The organism is Streptomyces sp. CB02414 (assembly GCF_001905385.1).
Classification (GTDB): domain Bacteria; phylum Actinomycetota; class Actinomycetes; order Streptomycetales; family Streptomycetaceae; genus Streptomyces.
On record NZ_LIPF01000003.1, the window covers coordinates 370,018 to 389,466 of the forward strand.

Below are 19,449 nucleotides of genomic sequence, written 5' to 3' on the forward strand. Positions count from 1 at the left end.
CGCACCCCCCACCCGCACGAAGGAGAGGCACCGTGACGACGTCAGCCGCCGTCGAGGTACACGGCCTACGGAAGGTGTTCGACGGCAAGGCCGCCGTCGACGGAGTCGAACTGACCGTGCCCGGCGGCAGTTTCTACGGCCTCGTGGGCCCCAACGGAGCAGGCAAGACCACCAGCCTCTCCATGATCACCGGCCTGCTGCGCCCGGACGCCGGCACCGTCACCGTCGCCGGCCACGACGTCTGGCGCGACCCCTACGAGGCCAAGGAACGCATCGGCATCCTCCCCGAGGGCCTGCGGCTCTTCGAACGCCTCGGCGGGCGCGAACTCCTCGCCTACACCGGCCGGTTGCGCGGCCTCACCGGCGCCGAGACGGACGAGCGGGCCGACCAGCTCCTCGACGTGCTGGGCCTGACCGAGGCGGCCGGCAAACTCGTGGTCGACTACTCCACCGGCATGCGCAAGAAGATCGGCCTCGCGGCCGCCCTGCTGCACAACCCGCCGGTGCTGTTCCTCGACGAGCCGTTCGAGAGCGTCGATCCCGTGTCCGCGCAGACCATCCGCGAAGTACTGCGCGCCTACACCGAGTCCGGCTCCACGGTCGTCTTCTCCAGCCACGTGATGGAACTGGTCCAGGCCCTGTGCAGCCATGTGGCGGTCATGGCGGAGGGCCGGATCGTCACCGCGGGCACCCTCGACGAGGTCCGCGGCGGACGCGGCCTGGGCGACGCCTTCATGGAACTCGTCGGCTCGCCCCCGACCCCGGGCGGCACCAAGGGAAAGGGGGCACTGCGGTGGTTGGGCTCTTCGTCCGTCTGAAACTGGCCCTGCTCAGGGGCAGTCTGCGCCGCAGCGGCGCCCGGGCCGCCGGCTTCGTCGTCGGGGCCCTGGCAGCTCTGGCCGCCGCCGGCCTCACCGCCGCCCGGCTCGCCCAGCGGCACGGCGAACCCGCCGCCGCCGACCTCGCCGTCCTGGCCTGCGCCGGCCTGCTGGTCGGCTGGGTCGTGCTGCCGCTCACCGCGGGCTCCGGCACCGGGGACGAGAGCGCGGACCCCACCCGGCTCGCCGTACTCCCGCTCCGCCCCCGGCCGCTCATCGTCGGTTCCACCGCCGCCGCCCTGGTCGGCCCCGGCCCGCTGGTCACCCTGGTGGTGCTCGCCGGCGCCACGGCCGCCGTGACCGGCACGGTCGCCGCCGTCGCGGTTGCCGTCCCGGCCGCCCTGCTCGCCCTGCTGCTCTGCGTGGTCACCTCCCGGGCCGTCACCGCCGCCTACGCGCGCGCCCTGACCAGCCGGCGGGGCAAGGACGCCGCTGCCATGGGCGGCCTGCTCGTCGCGGTCGTCTCCTTCACCGCGTACCTGCTGCTCTCCTCGGCGGGGGCGCCCGAGCCGAGCGTCCCGCCGGTCGTGTCCGACGTGCTCCGCCGGACACCGCCCGGCTGGGTCGCCGACGCACCGTACGCCGCCACCGAGGGCAGGTGGGGCGTCGCCCTCGCCGAACTCGGCGCGACCGCCTTGCTGATCCTGCTCCTGGCGGGGTGGTGGCACCACTCCCTGGTGCGGCTCATGACCACCAGCGACCGGTCCACCGCCCGGCCGGCCCGCTCCCGCTCCGCCGACGCGGGCGTCTGGGCCCGGCTGGGCTCCCGCAGCCGGACCCTCCTCATCACCCACCACCAGCTGCGCTCGTTCGCGCGGGCACCCCGCCACCGCATGCTGATGGTCACCTCGCTGGCGTACTCCTCGATCTTCCCGCTCGTCCTGGTGGCGGTGGCCGTCAAGACCCCGTACGCCGCCCTGGGCGGCGCCTGGGTGTTCGCGCTGAGCTCGCCGTCGATGCTGTTCACCATGGACGGCTCCGCCGTCTGGACGAACGTCGCCACCACCCGCAGCGTCGCCCACGCCCGCGCCGAGGTCACCGGCCGCTTCCTCGCCCAGATCGTCGTGGCCGTGCCCTGGCTCACCGCGATCACCGTGGTGATCGCACTGGCCACCGGGACGACCGGGCAGATCCCCGAAGTGCTGGGCCTGGTCTGTGCGCTGCTCGGCGTGACCTTCTCCATGGGCGCGGTCATCAGCGTCCGCTGGCCCTACGCCTTCGAGCACGATTCGATCCTCACCGGCGTGCCCGGACAGGGCGGCACCTACCACCTGATGAACTTCGCCGCCTCGATCGCCGGCCCCCTCGCCACCGCGCCCCTGGTGGCGGGCGCGGTCCTGCTGCACGGCACGGGCCACGCCTGGCTGCTGCTGCCCGCGGGGCTCGCCTACGGCCTGCTGGTGACCTCGGTCGTCCTGCGCCGCACGGGCGCCCGCCTGTTCCGCACCTACCCGGACGTCCTCAACGCCCTCCGCCTGGGCTGACGCGGGCCCACCGCGTCCGACGACGACGTCCACCGCACTCGACGACAAGGACCCCACCCGCCGTGACGACCGCCGCCCACGACTCGTCCTTCCGACGGCTCCTCGGCCACGCCCGCCCGCACCGGGGCACGCTGGCCGTCGGCGCGGCGCTCACCACCGCGGGTGCCCTGACCGAACTCGCCCAGCCACTGGTGGCCAAGTCGGTCGTGGACGCCCTCGCCGTCGGCGACAGCATGCTGCGGCCGGTCCTGCTGCTGGCCCTGCTGGTGCTCGGCGGGGCGATCGTCGGAGCCTTCGGCCGCTTCCTCATGGAACGCGCGGCGGAGGGCGTCGTACTCACCGCGCGCCGCGGCCTCGTCGCCCGGCTGCTGCGGCTGCGCGTGGACAGCCTGGACCGGCAGCAGCCGGGTGACCTCATCTCCCGGGTCACCGCCGACACCACCCTGCTGCGCTCGGCCGCCACCAGCCATCTGGTGGAGGTCGGGGTCGGCGCCGTCTCCCTGGCCGGCATGCTCGTCCTGATGGCACGGCTCGACCTGGTGCTCTTCCTGGTGGTCCTCGGCGTGGTCGTACTGATCGGCTGCTGCTCCCTGCTGGTGATGCCGAGGATCGGCCGGGCCGGCCGCCAGACCCAGGAGGCTCTCGGTGAACTCGGTGCCGGCCTCGAACGGGTCCTGGGCGCCTTCCGCACGGTCAAGGCCGCCGGCGCCGAGGACCACGAGGCGGCGGCGCTGAACGACGCCGCCGAACGGGCCTGGCGGCGCGGGGTGCTCGCGGCCCGCTGGGGCGCCGTCGCCGGTGTCGCCGGGGGCCTCGCGATCCAGCTGTCGTTCCTGTCGGTGCTCGGCGTGGGCGGCAGCCGCGTCGCCGACGGCACCCTGCCGGTCTCCTCACTGATCGCCTTCCTGCTCTACCTCTTCTACCTGGCGGCGCCGATCCACCAGCTGGTCTCCGGCATCACCGGCCTGCAGATCGGCATGGCCGCCGTACGCCGCATGGGCGAACTGGAGGACATGCCCCAGGAACCCACCGGTGCCGCGTCGCCCCGGGGCCGGGCCGGAACCGACGGCGGCACGCGAAGCGACGGTGCCGCCGTACGCTTCCGCGACGTCGCCTTCCGGTACGACGAGACGGGCCCCGCCGTCCTGGACGGCCTCTCCTTCGACGTGCCGTCCAACGGCCTGACGGCCGTGGTCGGCCCCTCGGGCGTCGGCAAGAGCACCCTGTTCGCCCTGCTGGAACGGTTCTACGAGGCGGACGCGGGCAGCATCGAGGTCGACGGCCGGGACGTCCGCGACTGGCCACTGCCCGAACTGCGGCGCACCATCGGGCTGGTGGAACAGGACGCCCCGGTGCTCGCCGGCACGCTCCGGGACAACCTGCTCCTCGCCGCGTCCGACGCCACCGAGGAGGAGATCGGGAACGCCGTCCGCCTGGCCCGCCTGACCGCCTTGGTGGACCGGCTGCCGAACGGCCTCGACACCCCCGTCGGGCACCGGGGCACCACCCTGTCCGGCGGACAGCGCCAGCGCGTCGCCATCGCCCGCGCGCTGCTGCGCCGTCCCCGCCTGCTCCTGCTCGACGAGGCGACCAGCCAGCTCGACGCCCTCAGCGAACTCGAACTCCGTGACGCCGTCGCCGACATCTCCCGTACGACCACGGTGCTGGTGGTGGCCCACCGGCTGTCCACCGTCGTCGGGGCGCGCCAGATCCTGGTCCTCGAACAGGGCAGGGTACGGGCGTCGGGCACTCACGAGGACCTGGCCCGCACCGACGACCTGTACCGGGCCCTGTCCTCGACCCAGATGCTCGGCCCCGACGCGCACCACCGTGCCCCCGCTGGTCGTTCCGTGTAGTCGAGGAGCCGGACCGGGGCGGGGCGCATCAGCCCGGGCCCGCGACGCGAAGTGTCGGAGCCCCGGCCGGCCCGGCGGGACCCGGTCCGGCGAGTCTCAGTCCGAGACGACGTCGACCACGACCGAGCCGTAGGCGTAGGCGTGCCGCGCGTCGCCGTAGTACTGGACGGTGTACTGGACCTGGCCCTTGGCCCTCGGCCGGTCGGTGTAGCTGAACGTGCCGTCCGCGGCGACGTTCGCGGAGCCGATGAGCGTGCCCTCACCCGCCATGGGGTCGTCGATCCGCCAGATGTCGACGGTGTTGCCGGCGCCGAAGCCCACGGGGGCCTCGAGCCTTCCGGTCAGGGTGAGGTCCTGGTTGCGCGGCGACGAGGCCGGTGCCTGCACCGTGACGGTGGTGGGGACCCGCGGGTGGTCCAGGACGTGCAGCGTGAGAGACGAGGTGCCGCTGGTCTCGGTGACCGCGAAGATCCGGCTGCCGTCCGGGGCCCAGGCCAGACCGCCGGGTACGAGGGTGGTGTCGGCGTAGTCGGAGGGCGCCGGGAAGTCCCAGGCCGCGTAGGACGCCGGGGCGTCCGGCGCGAACAGCTGCACGTCGGACCCGTGCGGCTGGTTGAGGCCCGCGGCCACGGTGCCGGCGGGGTCGACGGCCACCGAGTTGGGGGACCAGCTGGTGCCGAGGACGCCGTCGTCCGCCAGGTCGGCGGTGCGCAGCACCTGGTGGTAGGGGGCTCCGGCGCAGGCGATGACGACCTGCCGGGCGTCCGGGGTCAGGGCGAGGTCCTGCAGGCTCGAGCATCCGTCCGGTCCCGGATCGACGCGCCTCGCCCGGGCGTCGGCCCGGCCGGCGCCCACGTCGTACACCGCGACGGCGGCCGTGTTGCCGTCCGACTCGGCCGCCACGAGGGTGTCCGGTGCCTGCGGGGTGGTGGTCAGGTGGGGCGAGCTGCGGAACGTGTCGAGGCCCTGGTCCCGGGTGACGACCGGCTGCGCACCGCTCAGGTCCAGGGAGCCGAGGGCGCTGCTCCAGGTGTCGAGGCTGTAGCCGAACCAGATCCGGCCTCCGGCCAGCGCGAGGGAGGTCGGACCGGCGTAGGCGCCCGCGCCGGTGCCCGTGTCGTACCGGGCGGTCTCCTGCAGGGTGACGGTGTCGATCGCGGCGATGGCGCCGGCGTCGCGGAGCGCCACGTACAGCGTGCTGGAGTCGGCGGACAGCGCGAATCCCCAGGCTCCGTCGGCACCGCTGATCTGCTTCACGACCCGGCCCGCGTAGTCCGTCACCACGACGCTGTCACCGAACGGGTCACTGAGGAAGACCTGCTGGTGAGCGGCGTCGACGGCGATGTCCCGGTACGAGCCGATCGGCAGGGTGTTACTGGTGTCCGCGGCGGCCGGGGTCGTTCCGAGGCCGAGGAGGGAGAGGCTCAGGGCAGCGGAGAGCGCCGCGCCGCGTACGAACTGTCTTATGTGCACGTGATCGTTCGCTTCCTTCGTCAAGGACGTCGTCCGGCGGTGAGCTCCGCCGGACGCGCGACGGGCACAACGGTCAGGCGCTGTGCCCGGCACTGCCACCGTCGTGATCAACAGGCGGCACTTACCCAGCGCAGACGCCCACCCGGACGTCACCCGAAGGGCGCGATCAGCGCAGTCCGGCGAAGAGATCGTTCTCCGGCAGGGGAGCGCCGGTGGCGTCCTGGACCCGTACGAAGGTCTCCATGCCCATCAACTCGCCGAACCTCTCCTTCCCCATCCTGAGGAAGAAGATGTTCTCGCCCTGACTGGCGTGCGCGGCCAACGCGTCGAACTTCTGACCGCTGAACGCGGTGGTGTCCACCCACGTGGTGATCTCATCGTCGGGCAGGCCGATCTCGGCCATCGCGGCGGCCTCGGCGGGGTCCGGCTCCGGCATGTCCGGATGGAACTCGCGCATGATCTCGCCGAACCGCTGCATCCCCGAGCGGGGCATCGTGGTCCAGTACACCTTCGGAGTCAGTTCGGTCAGCTCCAGCGCCGCCATCGTGATGCGGTGGGCCTGGATGTGATCGGGGTGGCCGTAGAAGCCGTTCTCGTCGTAGGTGACGACCACATCGGGCCGGTAGTGCCGCATGAGTTCCGCGAGCCGGGCCGCGCCTTCCTCCACGGGGGTCTGCCAGAAGGACCCGGGTGCGTCGTTGCTCGGCCAGTCCATCATCCCGGAGTCGGCGTAGTCCAGCATCTCCAGGTCGCTGATCTTCAGGACGCCGCAGCTCGCTTCGAGTTCTTGACGCCGCATCGAGGCGACCGCCGCCGGGTCGTGCCCGGGCTCGCCCGGCTTGACACCCCCCGGTCCGTCACCGCAACCGCCGTCGGTACACGTCACGAGAACCGTGCGGATGCCTTCCGCCGCGTACCGGGCGAGGACACCTCCGGTTCCGGTGGCCTCGTCGTCGGGGTGGGCGTGTACCGCCATGAGCGTCAAGGGCCGGTCGGTCATGGAACAGTCCTCCTGCAGAGATACGTCTTGGTCCAAGTGGAGCGGCGGGCGACCGCGAGGCCGCGGTCCCCCGCACGCGCGACGCCGGCGCCTCGATCGATGCAACAGCGCGGCCCGGCCGGGCTGTTCCCGGCTCCGGACCCACCAGTGGTATCTCTGTCACCTCGACCTCGGTGAGCGAGGTGTCTCGGCTGGACAGCCGCGAGCTTCTACAGCAACGCAGAAATGACGAAGATGGGCAGGCGGCGTCCGTGTCTCCCGCCCAACCGCGCCACGGGCCGCACCGCTCAGCCCTCGTCTTCCTCGTCACCCTCGAAGAAGTCCCCCACCTCGTCCACGACTTCCGCGGCGACCATGCCGCCTACGACGCCGACTGCCAGTCCGGCCGCGCCTGCCGCGACGGCCGTGCCCATGCCGGGCCGGGAACGGTGATGTTCCTCGTGGTGGTGGTCCTCGTGCCCATGGTGTCCGCTGTGCCCGTGGTCGGCGTACGGGGCGCCGTGCCCGTACGCGGTCGGGTGGCCGTACGTCGTCCGGTGCTCGACGAGCCGCTGGATCCAGCCGTCCACGGAGGCGTTCCAGTCGCGGTCCTCGTGGTGGCCGACGGCGAAGCGCGTGAGTGCGTCGTGTCCCGGGGAGAAGAGGCCACCGCGCTTGTCCGCTTCCAGGACCACTTCCAGCCCGCCGGGGCCGGCCAGGAAGGTCAGCTCGATCTCGTTGACCTGGTGGGCGTACTGCGGGGCCGGGACGAGCTCGATCTCCTGGTAGAAGGGCAGCTGCTGTCCGGTGCCGCCGATGTGCCCGTACTCCAGGTCGGCGGACTTGAAGCCGAAGCCGAGCTGCCCGAGGGACTCCAGGATCGCTTCCTGGGTCGGCAGCGGGGTGACGGTGAGCTGGTCGAGGTCGCCCTTGTCCTTGGCACCGGCGACCGCCAGCTCGGTGCGCACCCCGAGCACGATGCCCAGAGGCTGTCCGTACAGCTCGGTGACCGGCGTCTCCCAGGGCAGCGTGACGCTGAAGGGCACGCTGTGCGGTTCCTCCGCGCCGAGCCGGAAGCCGCCGCCGACGGTGAACCGGCCGAAGACGACGACGCCCTCGCTCTCCCCCTCCGCGTGCTCGGCCTCGACGCGGGCCACCAGTTCGAGTGTGATGTGCTCGATGTCGAAGCCGGCCTGGCCGCCCTTGAGGTGCACCTGTCCGGCGAGCGTGCCGCCCGGCAGGACGGGACCCGGGTCGAGGACCGTGTCGACCGTAGGGGCGCCCACGCCGAGTGAGCCGAGAAGTCGCTTGAACACCATGGTGGCGTCCACTCCTTAAGCGTGCGTGTTTCCGTGAGGGTGGTGCGAGTGGTGCCGCCCGCCGACGCGGCCGGCACCACCTCGGTCGGCCGGTTACTTGGCCGCGTCGAGGGCGGCGAGTGCCTGCGCCCAGCGGACATACTTCAGATCGGCGAGGTCGGCGACGGTCTTGACCCCGAACGCCTCCTGGAGCAGCTCACCGTCCCGGTCGGAGACACCCTTCAGCGCGGCCACCGGGGCAGCCATGACCTCCGGCAGGCTTTTGTCCGACCACGCCTTGTCCAGCACCTTGTCCAGATCGATCGAAGCCATGTGCGTCATCTCCCAGCGTGCGTACGGTCCGGCCCTCGTGACGGCCTGCTTCTACAAACGTGTAGAAGCATAGAGTTGTCCCGGCGAGCTGGGAGCCCGCTCCGGGGGCCTTGACGGGAAAAGGCCGAAACACGCTCCCGAGCCGATCGGAAAAGGTCACGACAGTGGCTCCCGTTCGGCTGCTCGCTGGAGTGGGCCGTGCGGAGCGCCCGGTCAGAACCGTTCCGTGTCCGCGCACCAGGCAAGGAGTCACCACTTGTCCGCCAGATCGTCGACGGACCTCTCGGGGCACGGTCCCCGACCGCCTCGCCCAGCGTTTCCTGAGCGCGGAACGCCGTGGGGTGGTGTCGAATGAGTGCCGTGGAAGCCTGGCTGGGCGTGCTGGCGGTGTTCGTGCTGACCGCGGGCACAGGCTATTTCGTCGCACAGGAGTTCGCCTATGTCTCCGCCGATCGGCTCGCCCTCGCACGCGAGGCCGAGGCCGGGGACCGGAAAGCCGGCCGGGCCTTGAAGGTGCTGGAGCGGTTGTCCTTCATGCTCTCCGGCGCGCAGCTCGGTATCACGGTGACGGGTCTGGTCGTCGGTTTCATCGCCGAGCCGTCCGTCTCCGCGTTGCTCCGGCCGGTCCTGGCCGGACTCGGCATCCCCGACGGCGCGGTCACCGGCATCTCCGTCGTGCTCGCCTTCGTCCTGGCCACGGTCGTGCAGATGGTGCTGGGCGAGCTGGCGCCGAAGAACCTCGCCATCGCCGTCCCGGAGCGGCTGGCGAAGTCGCTGGCGGGCTCCACGCTGGCCTACCTGAAGGTCGTCGGCCCGGTGGTCCGGATCTTCGACGGCGCCGCGAACAAGCTGCTGCGCAAGGCCGGCATCGAGCCGGTCGAGGAACTGCACCACGGCGCCACCCTGGAGGAACTGGGTCACCTGATCGGTGAGTCCCACGAGCAGGGACAGCTGCCGCGCGGCACCGCCGAGCTGATCGACCACGCCCTGGAGTTCTCCGAGCGGACGCTGCGAGAGGTGATGGTGCCGCGCGTCGACGCGGTCTTCGTCCGCGAGGACGCCACCGCGGCCGAGGCCATCGACCTCATCGGCAAGCACGGTCACTCCAACTACCCGGTGCTCGGTGACCACCCGGACGACGTCTCGGCGGTGCTGGGCGTGCGGGAGCTGATGGGGTTGCCCGCCGGCCGGTTCGCCTCCGTCACGGCGGGTGCGGTGGCCCGGGAGCCGCTGCTGCTGCCGGACACCCTGCCGCTGCCGGATGCCGTGGAACGGATGCGGGAGCGGAACGACGAGTTCGCCGTCGTCCTCGACGAGCACGGTGGCGTGGCGGGCGTCGTCACCTACGAGGACGTCGCCGAGGAACTCGTGGGCGACATCGCCGACGAGTCGGACACGGTCACCGAGGTCGCGTCCGCGGACGGCGACGGGTGGCTGGTGGACGCCGGGCGCCGTCTGGACGAGGTGGCCGACGTCACCGGCATCGAGCTGCCGGCGGACGAGGACTACGACACCGTGGCCGGCCTGATCGTCGACCGGCTCGGCCGCTTCCCGGCCATCGGCGACCGCCTCACGGTCGTACTGCCCGGTGGCGGCGGTGTGGCGATCGACGTACGCGCCTTCGACCGGCACGTCCCGGAGCGCGTCCGGATCGAGCGGATGACCGAGACGGCGGAGGAGCAGGCATGAGTTTCCCGATGGCGCTCTTCGTCACCGTCCTCCTGCTCGTCGGCAGCGGGTTCTTCGTCGCGGCCGAGTTCGCGCTGGTCGCCGCGAAGCGGCACCGCATGGAGAAGGCCGTCGCCGACGGGCAGCGCGGCGCCAAGGCGGCACTGGCCGGCATGCGCGAGCTGTCGCTGATGCTGGCCGGCGCTCAACTCGGCATCACCGTGTGCACCCTGGGTCTCGGCTCGGTGTCCAAGCCCGCGATCTCCCACGAACTGGACCCTCTGCTGCACAAGCTGGGTCTGCCCGCCGCGCTCAGTTACGGCGTGGCCTTCGCCGTGGCGATGATCGTGGTCGTGTTCCTGCACATGGTGCTCGGCGAGATGGCACCCAAGTCCTGGGCCATCGCCCATCCCGAGCGCTCCGCGATGCTCCTCTCTCCGCCCTTCAGGGGCGTGGTGAAGGCCGTGCGCCCGTTGATCTGGGTCCTCAACAGGGTGAGCAACGGCCTGGTTCGGCTGTGCCGCGTCAAGCCGCGCGACGAGCTGGCCTCGGTCCACAACCGGGAGCAGCTCACCCATCTGGTGGAGGAGTCCGAGCGGCTCGGACTGATCAGCGAGACCGACTCCGACCTGCTGACCCGCTCGCTGACCGAACCGGAGACCCCGGTGCGCGACCTGCGGATCCCGGCTGCCGACATCACGGCGGTCGACGCCGACGCCGATGCGGAACAGATCCTGACGCTCGCCGCCCGCAGCGACCGCACCCGTCTCCTGGTACGCGAGGGAGACTCCGTCCTCGGCTCGGTGCACGTCCGCGACGTCCTGGTAGCCCGCGCCCGGAGCCGGGCCATCAGCGCCCGCGCCCTGGCACGCCCCGCGCCCGTGCTGACCGAGGACACCACGGTCGCCGACGCGATCGAGCTGCTGCGCCGCCGGCGGGCCTCACTCGCCGTTCTCCGCGACGGCGCCGACAGGCTCACCGGCATCGTGAGCCTGGACGACCTGCTGGCCCGCTACCTCCAGCCCCAGGCGCCGTAGACGCTCAGCCCTCCGCCGAGCGCCCCGGCCTTCCGGGGCGCTCCGACGACGGCCCGCCCGAGGAGTACTCGTCCGCACGGCAAGCGTCGAGTGCGCGTCGTGTGGAGAGTGCGCTCAGTGGTACGAGCCAGTCGGGTCGACCGCTCACCGCTACCGCGCACTCGGGAAAGGCGTCCATGCTCACATCGCTGACCGACGTCTGGCCGCTGAGCTGGAGCATCGGAGTCTTCCTCGTGGCCACGGCCGTCACCGTGGTGTGCGGTATCCGGCTTGCAGGCCTGGGCGACGCCCTCGCCGACCGCACCGGCTGGGGGGGGAAGCCCTGTTCGGCGCGGTGTTGTTCGGCCTTGTGACGTCTCTGTCGGGCATCGTGATGACGGCGGTCAGCGCCGCTGCGGACCAGCCTGACCTTGCGTACAGCAACGCTGTGGGCGGTATCGCGGCGCAGACGCTCGCACTCGTCGTCGCCGACGCCTTCCTGCGGAGAGTCAACCTCGAACACGCCGCCGCGTCGCTGCCCAACATGCTGTTCGGCTGCCTGCTGATCGGTTTGCTGGGCATCGCCCTGATGGCGGCGTTCAGCCCGTCCGTCACGTTTCTGGGTCTGCATCCGGCGTCCGTGGTGATGGTGGCCTTCTAGGTCGGCGGTCTGCGGCTCATCCGATCCCATAGCGAACCCATGTGGCGCGCGGTGCCTACCGGGGACACGCTTCCCGATGTCCCGAGTGAGGACACCGGTGGACTCGCCGGCCACAGGACCTCACGGCTGTGGACCGAGTTCGCGGGCGTGGCCGTCCTCGTCATGGTCGGAGGCTGGGCGGTGGCGCGAGCGGCGGAGGGCATCGTGGAGAACACGGGTTTGAGCGCCGGTCTCGTGGGGGCTGTGTTCATGGGCATCGTCAACGCCCTCCCGGAGACGGTCACGTCCATCGCCGCGGTCCGGCGCGGAGCCGTCACGCTGGCCATCGCCGCAATCGTCGGCGGAAACTGCCTGGACGCCCTCAACCTCGTCGTCGGCGACATCGCCTATCGCGAGGGGTCCCTGTGCCACGCCGCGGCACCGGATGAGCTGGTCCTCACGAGCGGAGCCCTGGTCATGACGGCGGTGCTGCTCGGCGGCCTCCTCATCCGCCAGAAACGCGGCTGGCTCAAGATCGGCTTCGACGGCGTGCTGCTCGTCGCCGTCTACGCGAGCACCGTCGCCGTGCTCGCCTTCTGAGAACCGGCCCCGGCCGGCCACTCCGGCTGTGCGACCGTCCCGGTCACTCTTTCCTCCCGGTGCCCGGTACGACGACGACAGGACAGCCGGCGTGGTGCAGGACCGCCTGGCTGACGGACCCCAGCAGCAGCCCCGCGAAGCCGCCGTGGCTCCGTGCCCCCACCACCAGAAGCTGGGCGCCCTCGCTCTCCGCGATCAGCGACTGACGGACGGGGCCCCGCACCGAGCGGCGGCTCACCTTCACTCCTGTCCGTGACCCGCTCAAGCCCGTCAGAGCGTCGGTGAGCACCTGTTCCGCCTCCGCTCGGAGCCGGGCCGCGTGTTCCTCCTCCGTCCGCAGCCCGAGCATCACCTCGGTACGGTCCCCCCGGGTCCCCCAGACGTGCAGGGCCAGAAGACCGGTGCCGCGTATCGCGGCCTCGGTGCAGGCGAGCACCACAGCTGCCCTGCTCTCCGGCGAACCGTCGGCACCCACCAGTACCGGGCCCACCGGGTCGGGTCTGCCCCGCACCACCATGACCGGGCAGTGCGCGTGCGCCGCCAAGTGCGCTGCCACTGAGCCCACCAGCACTCCGGCGAGGCGCCCGTGCCCCCTGTTGCCCACAACCAGCAGGGTCGCGCCGCGCGACTGCCCCTCGAGCACCGCCAGCGCCTCGCCGACGACCACCGCGTGGGTGACTTCCACATCCGGCGCCTGGGCTCTGGCCCGCCGCGCCGCTTCCGACACCATGTGCTCGACCGATTCACGCAACGCACCGCGTGCCGGGCCCAGCGGAGACGGACCGGCCGGCGGGTGCAGGGCGGGCCAGGTGAACCCGTGCACCACATGGAGTGCCGCAGACCGCAGGCGCGCCTCCCTCACGGCGACATCGACCGCCGCAAGACTCGATGACGAGCCATCCACACCGGCAACCACAAGCCCGCTCATCGGCACGCTCCCGTTCCCGCGGACCACACGGAGCCTCGACGCCGGCACCCCTCGGCGACGCAGCAGCCCCTCTCCGTATCGATGCCGCCCCCTCCAGCCTCTCTCCGGACCCGGGCCCTTGCCACAGACCGAACCGCCTGCGGCCGCGACGCGCCGCCGTCGGGTGACCGGGTCCACGCACTCGTGGCCGTCCGGCCACCGGCCGAACAAGCCCCCGCTCCCGCAACGCACTACGGCTCCGTTTCCGCGGCTCCGTCCCGGTACGCCGCGCTGATCACAGCGCGAGGACGGACCTGGCGCCGGCCCCGGCGCTAGGCTGGTTCTTGGCTGTGGTCACGCATCACAGCGCGGCGGTGGGGCTCGCCGCACCCGAACCGCGGCACCGGTGCCGCCAACAGTCCCTACTCGCAGTGGTGTGTGCCCGCGTACCAGGGCCCGGCGAGTAGGAGACGTACGTCATGGGCTCTCGGTGGCGGCAGCGGCGCTCACGGCAGTGTGGCTCGCGGTGACGGTGACGCGCCGCGTACTGGCACGGAGGGCTTGGTGATCCTGGACGACTGCGAGGTCATCCGGTACGTGGGCAGGGGGCACGACGCGTGAACCGGGCGCTGGTGAGCGTCGGCGGCACGGCCGGCGCGCAGCTGCGCTACCTCACCGACCGGGCCGTGCACCGACGGCACGACACCGTCGTTGACAACGAAGGTGCCCCAATGGGCTGTTGGGGTGTTGTGGGAACAGGCTCTGCGAGGGAACAAATAACCCCCGGGGCAACGACCCGGGGGTTCCGCATGGAGCGGGTGATGAGAATCGAACTCGCGCTCTCAGCATGGGAAGCGACGGCGCTTGCGCTGGCTCCACGGGCCTGACCAGCTTAGATACCTGGATCTATCTGGATCTCTGGATGGTCGCGCGGTCCCGATTGCACCGCTGCTGACCGTGTTTTCCGCCCCTACGGGCATGCGGAGGTCACGGAACTCCGGAAGGAGGAGGCCGGAGCCGCTGAGTGGATCATCTGTTGAGGGCGGTCCGGCCGCACAGCGCTCACACTCTATGCTATTTTCTATGGCATAATCGGGGTGTGTCTGATGACGACGTTGACTTCTTGCCAGGCGACGGCCCCACTAGCGGTATCTCCGTCACTCTGACCGCCGGAACTCTGCAGGCGATCCGTGAGCGGGTCGGTAAGCGGGGCGTCTCGGCGTACCTGGAGCGGGCGGCGCACCGGCAGATCGAGCGGGACAACCTGGACGAGCTGATCGCGGACTTCGACAAGGAGCACGGCCCGGCCGATCCCGAGGCCGTGGCGGCCAAGCGTGCCCGGCTGACCGGCGGCGATTCGCAGACTGGGGCGGCCGCGTGAGCGGTGCCCTGGTTCTGGACAGCGAGGGCCTGGCGAAGGCCGTACAGCGTGATCGGGAAATCCACGAGTGGCTGACGGCGGCTCGCGACGCGGACCTGCCAGTGGTCACGTCAGCTGCTGTGCTGGTCGAGGTGGTCCACCCGAAGATCAACGAAGCCGCGCTGAAGTGGACCCTGTCCCGCCTGGCCGTCGAGCCGGTGAACCAGGCCGTCGCGCACTCCGCTGCAGCCTTGCTACGGGCAGCGGGGCTGCACGGCCACAAGTACGCCATCGACGCCATGCTGTGCGCGACCGCCTTGCAGCATCCCGGCCGGGTGACGATTCTGACTTCGGACGTGGAAGACATCGGGCTGCTCACTGCCGGGCATCCGCGCCTGAGCGCCGAGAAGGTCTGAGCCGCGACGCCTTGTAGAAGCGGTGCTCGCCGTGCGGACTCGGCTCTGGCTCAGCGGTCTCCCCCCAACCTGCAGGCCGGCTGGGGGGCGTCTCCTCGACCTGCTCGGGTCGGGCTGCACGACAGTGTGGTCGGCGTCGGGCAGGGACGTATTACACCCGAGTAGCGGAGCCCTCACTGTTCCGAGCCCCCCGGAAGGGCACGGACTCGGGCTCCGGCACGCGCCAGACGATGCGGACTTGCTCGTCGAGAGGAAGCGAGGGGCCACCGATGTATATGCAGTGGATGAAGTAGAGAACGGCCAGTCTGAATGCCTCCGGTTGGATATCGGTCGACTTCGTCACCGTGGCCCGGCTCAGCTTGTTCACTTGGCGCACGACGCTTGAATCGGCTTCGAGTGGACCGAGCTCGCTGAGGATCTCCGGATCGAGTTCGGCTTCCTCGCGCATGGCCTGGATCGACCGTCTCAGCAGGTCGGGCTCCGATTCGACCCGCTCGACGATTCGGGCGATGACGTAGTCATGGAGAACATCCGCCTCGATGCTGCCGTGCTCCACCGGCTCTTCGCCCGTGCAACTCGGGCACCCCTCGCACTCAGTGGGCTCGTCAGCCTCCCGACTGGAGACGAAGCACGAGACCACCCACATGATCTCGGCACGGTTCAGCTCCAGTTCCTCGGCGGTCGACAGGTCGGGGTCGCCCCATTGACTGCCGGAATCACTGCCATCTCCGTCTCCACCTCCCGGCGGCGCCACCTCGGAGCGCAGCAGGGATTCCAGACTGACGAGGTACGATTCCCAGCCGTGCGCGCTCATCAGTAGCGTCGCCAGCGCGTCCCCCGGGCGCTTCCAGAAGATGAGGTCTTCGTCGAAACCGTTGACGAAGTGCAGGACGTGGTCCGTCGAATCGAACTCCACTCCGGACATCTCGCTCAGGTGGGTCAGGACCGCCTGACGACCCCGGTAGCGTCCGACGTAACGGCGGGCCTGGGCGACGAAGAACGGCACAGTGCCGTCGTTCAGCACAGCGTTTGGGCTGACGCCGATGAAACGCGGAGGGTTCAGCGGACCGGACCGGCGGAGCTGTTGCGTGGCGTTCGCCCAGTGCAGTCGTCTGGTATCCGGGTCGTGCACCACGCAGTAGACAGGAATGTTCCCGTCCGCCCAGGTGTCACCGTGCTGGTCGACAGGCACCGCATAGCCGTTGCCTCGGCGCCAGCTGCTCCCACCCTTGACCTGGACCTTGATCGTGTCGCTCGTGAGATGTCCGTCGTCGGCGAAGGTGACGTAAAAATCCTCTCCGAAGTCGTTCTGCCCGGATATCTCTTGAACGATGTGGTCGTGGTCTTCAAGCAGGGTGCGCAACGCGTTCACGGCAGCCTGCCCCACACGCCGCCCCTTCGAGACCTTCGGCATGCCGTGCCCCCTCCGGAAGGTTCCTCGCCGGCCCCGCGGATGAAAGGCCGGTGTCTGCCCGGATCAGCCTGCCCCATACCTATGACACCGGGGCCGGAACGAGGGAGGTCGCACGACGCCTGCTGAGCGGCCTGGCAAGGAGGAGTCCGGAAACGACTGAGGCCCAGGTCATGACCTGGGCCTTTTCATGGAGCGGGTGACGAGAATCGAACTCGCGCTCTCAGCTTGGGAAGCTGATGTTCTACCATTAAACTACACCCGCGAAAGACGCCGACCGATGTCGGTGCCTGGACGCTCCGTCACTCTACCTCATCGCTGGCCCCCGGTGTTCGTGCCGTGGGGCCTGCGGTCGTTCCGGTGCGGTGATGCGGCTGCGGGGGTGCGGAGTCGGGGCGTACCGTGGGGGCCCCGCGGAGGGTGTGCGTGGGGCCGGAGTGCCGCCTGGAGAGTCGTCTCTTTGATCCCGTACTGTGGCTTTTGTCGTCAGGGTAGTAGCAAGCCAGACGCGGCTCCTGGGGAAGGGACTTGAAGGACTTGATGGATCGCACCGTCCTCCGCTGTGCCGATGGGCACGTGTTCACCGCCGCCTCGTTCCCGATGCAGCAGGCCGAGCGGCTCGGCCCCGGCCGGCTCGTCCGATGTCCGCGCTGTGCGCGGCTGCGGAGTGCCGTGCCCGTGGGTTCGCAGAAGCGGTAGCAGCGGTACCGCGGTAGCAGCAGCAGTAACAGCAGTAACAGCCAGCAGTAGCGGTAGCACACACGCAGAGCGGGTTCGGCGCGCGGCGCGGCGGCGGTTGTCGCTGCTCCGCGCGCCTTGCGTATCCTCGGTGCGTGCTTCTCTCAGACAAGGACATCCGGGCCGAGATCGACGCCGGGCGGGTCCGCATCGAACCCTTCGACGACTCCATGGTGCAGCCGTCGAGCATCGACGTGCGCCTCGACCGCTACTTCCGGGTGTTCGAGAATCACCGGTACCCGCACATCGACCCCTCCGTCGAGCAGGTGGATCTGACCCGGCTCGTCGAGCCGGAGGGGGACGAGCCCTTCATCCTGCACCCCGGCGAGTTCGTGCTGGCCAGTACGTACGAGGTCGTCACGTTGCCCGACGACCTCGCCTCGCGGCTGGAGGGGAAGAGCTCGCTCGGGCGGCTCGGGCTCGTCACGCACTCCACCGCCGGGTTCATCGACCCGGGCTTCTCCGGACACGTGACGCTCGAACTCAGCAATCTCGCGACGCTGCCCATCAAGCTGTGGCCGGGGATGAAGATCGGACAGCTGTGCATGTTCCGGCTCGCCTCGCCCGCCGAGCACCCCTACGGGAGCGAGCGGTACGGGTCCCGTTACCAGGGACAGCGGGGGCCGACCGCCTCCCGGTCCTTCCTCAACTTCCATCGGACCCAGGTATGAGCAGGACGCGCGCATGAGTGATGTTCGGGAGAATCTGACCTACGAGCAGTTCGGGATCGCCGTGCGCGAGCTCGCGCAGGCCGTCGCCGACGACGGGTACGAGCCGGACATAGTGCTGTCCATCGCGCGGGGCGGCGTCTTCGTGGCGGGCGGGCTGGCGTACGCGCTGGACTGCAAGAACATCCACCTCGTGAACGTGGAGTTCTACACCGGCGTCGGCACCACGCTCGAGATGCCGGTCATGCTCGCGCCGGTGCCCAACGTCATCGACTTCTCCGAGAAGAAGGTCCTCATCACCGACGACGTCGCCGACACCGGCAAGACGCTCAAGCTGGTGCGGGACTTCTGCCTCGACACGGTCGCCGAGGTCCGCAGCGCCGTGATCTATGAGAAGTCCCACTCGCTCGTCCAGTGCGAGTACGTGTGGAAGCGGACCGATCAGTGGATCAACTTCCCGTGGTCCGTGCAGGAGCCCGTCGTGCGGCGGGCCGGGCAGGTTCTCGACGCCTGAGCGCGGAGAAGGACATGGTGCGGGTGAAGGGCCCCCGGCGCGACGCCGGGGGCCCTTCACACACGCCGTGCCGTCCCGTCAGAACGTACCGAGCTTCACGATCGACAGCAGCGCGATCAGCTGGATCGCGGAGGCGCCGAGCGCCTTCGGCCAGGGCAGGTCGTGGGAGCGGCTGACCATGAGGGTCAGCAGGGCGCCGGCCGCGATCCAGGTGGCCCAGCCGAGGATCTGGACGAAGGGCGCGTCACCGCCGGCGAACATCGCGACGACCAGACGCGGGGCGTCGGTGAGGGACATGATCAGCATGGAGAGGCCGACCGTCGGCTGCCACGCGCCGTCGCCGCCGAGCTGGCGGGCCAGGGTGTGGGTGACTACGCCCAGCACGAAGGCGCTCAGCACCATCGCGACGGCCGTCGTCAGCACGATCGGGATCGCGTTCGAGAGGGTGGCGTTGATGGCCTCCTCGCGGGCGGTGTCGAAGCCGAAGACGGCCAGCAGCCCGTAGAGGAACGTCACGATGAGCGCCGGCGCCCACATCGCGTAGTCCCGCATCTGGAGGTAGGTCTGGTTGGGGGCGAGGACGACGCCCTTCAGCAGTGCCTTCCAGTGCAGGCGCGGGCCGACGGGGCCGGGCGGCGGGGCGGAGCCGGCCCGGTAGGTCCCGCCCTGGTTGTACGGGTCGTCGCCGACCGTGAACGCCTGGGTGTGGCCCGGGTTGTTGGCCGCGTAGGGGTCGTGCGGGGCGTGGCCGCCGTGCGGGCCGCCGCCCTGGCCGTATCCGCCGTCGCCGAAGTACTCCGGCTCGCCGTGACCGCCGCCGTGACCGCCGCCGGGCCCGCCCCCGTGACCGCCGTGGTGCGGCTGTGGCCACGGTGAGCCGCCGGGGCCGGGGGCGCCGCCTCCGTACGGCTGCTGCGGGTACGGAGGCTGAGGCGTCGCGGGACCGCCGTACGACGGTCCCTGGGGCGCCTGCTGTCCGTACGGTGGGTTTTGCGGTCGCGCGTGCGGAGCGCCGTTGTCCCGGCCGCGTCCGATCCTGAATCCAGCCACGCCTTCGAACGTACCTGGTCCCGCAGAGTGACGTGCGGGGCCCGGCCGTTCGGGGGGTCCTTTGCGGCCGACCTGTGACATCCCCTACGGGAGGTCCCCGAGGGCCCTGAGGGCTCCCTCATACGGCGGCACCCCTGGGTCCGGGCGGGACCTGGGGGTG

16 protein-coding genes, 1 tRNA gene and 1 pseudogene are annotated in these 19,449 nt (G+C 70.7%); 10 read left to right on the forward strand and 8 right to left on the reverse strand.

Annotation, left to right across the window (positions count from 1 at the left end):
• Nucleotides 1–32 precede the first annotated feature (32 nt).
• The 3 genes from AMK11_RS12710 to AMK11_RS12720 all read left to right on the forward strand — a co-directional run bounded on the left by AMK11_RS12710 (nucleotide 33) and on the right by AMK11_RS12720 (nucleotide 4,218).
• On the forward strand, nucleotides 33–818 hold the full coding sequence (locus tag AMK11_RS12710; RefSeq protein WP_073726344.1) for an ABC transporter ATP-binding protein: 786 nt from the start codon (nucleotides 33–35) through the stop codon (nucleotides 816–818).
• On the forward strand, nucleotides 794–2,362 hold the full coding sequence (locus tag AMK11_RS12715; RefSeq protein ID WP_073726346.1) for a hypothetical protein: 1,569 nt from the start codon (nucleotides 794–796) through the stop codon (nucleotides 2,360–2,362). Before AMK11_RS12710 ends, AMK11_RS12715 begins: the two co-directional genes overlap by 25 nt.
• Before the next feature lie 62 nt (nucleotides 2,363–2,424).
• On the forward strand, nucleotides 2,425–4,218 hold the full coding sequence (locus AMK11_RS12720) for an ABC transporter ATP-binding protein (RefSeq protein ID WP_073726348.1): 1,794 nt from the start codon (nucleotides 2,425–2,427) through the stop codon (nucleotides 4,216–4,218).
• Nucleotides 4,219–4,314: 96 nt separating this feature from the next.
• On the opposite strand, the gene AMK11_RS12725 is transcribed toward AMK11_RS12720, so the two are convergent.
• The 4 genes from AMK11_RS12725 to AMK11_RS12740 all read right to left on the reverse strand — a co-directional run bounded on the left by AMK11_RS12725 (nucleotide 4,315) and on the right by AMK11_RS12740 (nucleotide 8,301).
• Nucleotides 4,315–5,691, reverse strand: a complete 1,377-nt coding sequence (locus tag AMK11_RS12725; protein WP_073726350.1) for a YncE family protein — start codon at nucleotides 5,689–5,691, stop codon at nucleotides 4,315–4,317.
• Between the two features lie 166 nt (nucleotides 5,692–5,857).
• Nucleotides 5,858–6,691, reverse strand: coding sequence for a PIG-L family deacetylase (locus tag AMK11_RS12730; protein ID WP_073726352.1), 834 nt, complete (start codon nucleotides 6,689–6,691; stop codon nucleotides 5,858–5,860).
• Between the two features lie 287 nt (nucleotides 6,692–6,978).
• On the reverse strand, nucleotides 6,979–7,989 hold the full coding sequence (locus AMK11_RS12735) for a sporulation protein (protein WP_073726354.1): 1,011 nt from the start codon (nucleotides 7,987–7,989) through the stop codon (nucleotides 6,979–6,981).
• A 93-nt stretch (nucleotides 7,990–8,082) separates the two neighbouring features.
• Nucleotides 8,083–8,301 (reverse strand): hypothetical protein, encoded by a 219-nt coding sequence (locus tag AMK11_RS12740; protein WP_073726820.1) that lies wholly within the window; start codon nucleotides 8,299–8,301, stop codon nucleotides 8,083–8,085.
• A 351-nt stretch (nucleotides 8,302–8,652) separates the two neighbouring features.
• On the opposite strand from AMK11_RS12740, the gene AMK11_RS12745 reads away from it, so the two are divergent.
• The 3 genes and pseudogenes from AMK11_RS12745 (at nucleotide 8,653) to AMK11_RS12755 (ending at nucleotide 12,225) form a co-directional block, all read left to right on the forward strand.
• Nucleotides 8,653–9,990, forward strand: a complete 1,338-nt coding sequence (locus AMK11_RS12745) for a hemolysin family protein (protein ID WP_073726356.1) — start codon at nucleotides 8,653–8,655, stop codon at nucleotides 9,988–9,990.
• Nucleotides 9,987–11,006: a hemolysin family protein gene (locus AMK11_RS12750; protein WP_073726358.1), complete on the forward strand. Its 1,020-nt coding sequence runs from the start codon at nucleotides 9,987–9,989 to the stop codon at nucleotides 11,004–11,006. The genes AMK11_RS12745 and AMK11_RS12750 overlap by 4 nt, the downstream gene beginning before the upstream one ends.
• A gap of 176 nt (nucleotides 11,007–11,182) precedes the next feature.
• A pseudogene (locus AMK11_RS12755) lies at nucleotides 11,183–12,225 on the forward strand (sodium:calcium antiporter).
• A gap of 43 nt (nucleotides 12,226–12,268) precedes the next feature.
• Here AMK11_RS12755 and AMK11_RS12760 read toward each other — a convergent pair.
• The gene (locus AMK11_RS12760) at nucleotides 12,269–13,153 is read right to left on the reverse strand and encodes a universal stress protein (protein WP_073726359.1); all 885 of its coding nucleotides are present in this window, start codon (nucleotides 13,151–13,153) and stop codon (nucleotides 12,269–12,271) included.
• A gap of 1,078 nt (nucleotides 13,154–14,231) precedes the next feature.
• On the opposite strand from AMK11_RS12760, the gene AMK11_RS12765 reads away from it, so the two are divergent.
• Together AMK11_RS12765 and AMK11_RS12770 are read left to right on the forward strand one after the other, a co-directional pair.
• A complete protein-coding gene (locus AMK11_RS12765) occupies nucleotides 14,232–14,513 on the forward strand; it encodes a hypothetical protein (protein ID WP_073726361.1) in 282 nt (93 codons plus the stop codon).
• A complete protein-coding gene (locus AMK11_RS12770) occupies nucleotides 14,510–14,908 on the forward strand; it encodes a PIN domain-containing protein (protein ID WP_073726363.1) in 399 nt (132 codons plus the stop codon). Before AMK11_RS12765 ends, AMK11_RS12770 begins: the two co-directional genes overlap by 4 nt.
• A gap of 151 nt (nucleotides 14,909–15,059) precedes the next feature.
• Here AMK11_RS12770 and AMK11_RS12775 read toward each other — a convergent pair whose 3' ends face one another.
• Both AMK11_RS12775 and AMK11_RS12780 read right to left on the reverse strand, forming a co-directional pair.
• Nucleotides 15,060–16,322, reverse strand: a complete 1,263-nt coding sequence (locus AMK11_RS12775) for a DUF4365 domain-containing protein (protein WP_073726365.1) — start codon at nucleotides 16,320–16,322, stop codon at nucleotides 15,060–15,062.
• A gap of 188 nt (nucleotides 16,323–16,510) precedes the next feature.
• A tRNA-Gly gene (locus AMK11_RS12780) sits at nucleotides 16,511–16,584 on the reverse strand.
• 568 nt (nucleotides 16,585–17,152) lie between these two features.
• On the opposite strand from AMK11_RS12780, the gene dcd reads away from it, so the two are divergent.
• Together dcd and AMK11_RS12790 are read left to right on the forward strand one after the other, a co-directional pair.
• Nucleotides 17,153–17,728 (forward strand): dCTP deaminase, encoded by a 576-nt coding sequence (gene dcd / locus AMK11_RS12785; protein WP_073726367.1) that lies wholly within the window; start codon nucleotides 17,153–17,155, stop codon nucleotides 17,726–17,728.
• Nucleotides 17,729–17,741: 13 nt separating this feature from the next.
• Nucleotides 17,742–18,239 (forward strand): phosphoribosyltransferase, encoded by a 498-nt coding sequence (locus AMK11_RS12790; protein WP_073726369.1) that lies wholly within the window; start codon nucleotides 17,742–17,744, stop codon nucleotides 18,237–18,239.
• A gap of 78 nt (nucleotides 18,240–18,317) precedes the next feature.
• Here the strand turns inward: AMK11_RS12790 and AMK11_RS12795 are convergent, their stop codons facing one another.
• Nucleotides 18,318–19,370 carry a Yip1 family protein gene (locus tag AMK11_RS12795; protein ID WP_073726371.1) on the reverse strand — a complete coding sequence of 351 codons (1,053 nt, stop codon included), beginning with the start codon at nucleotides 19,368–19,370 and terminating at the stop codon, nucleotides 18,318–18,320.
• Between the last annotated feature and the right edge of the window lie 79 nt (nucleotides 19,371–19,449).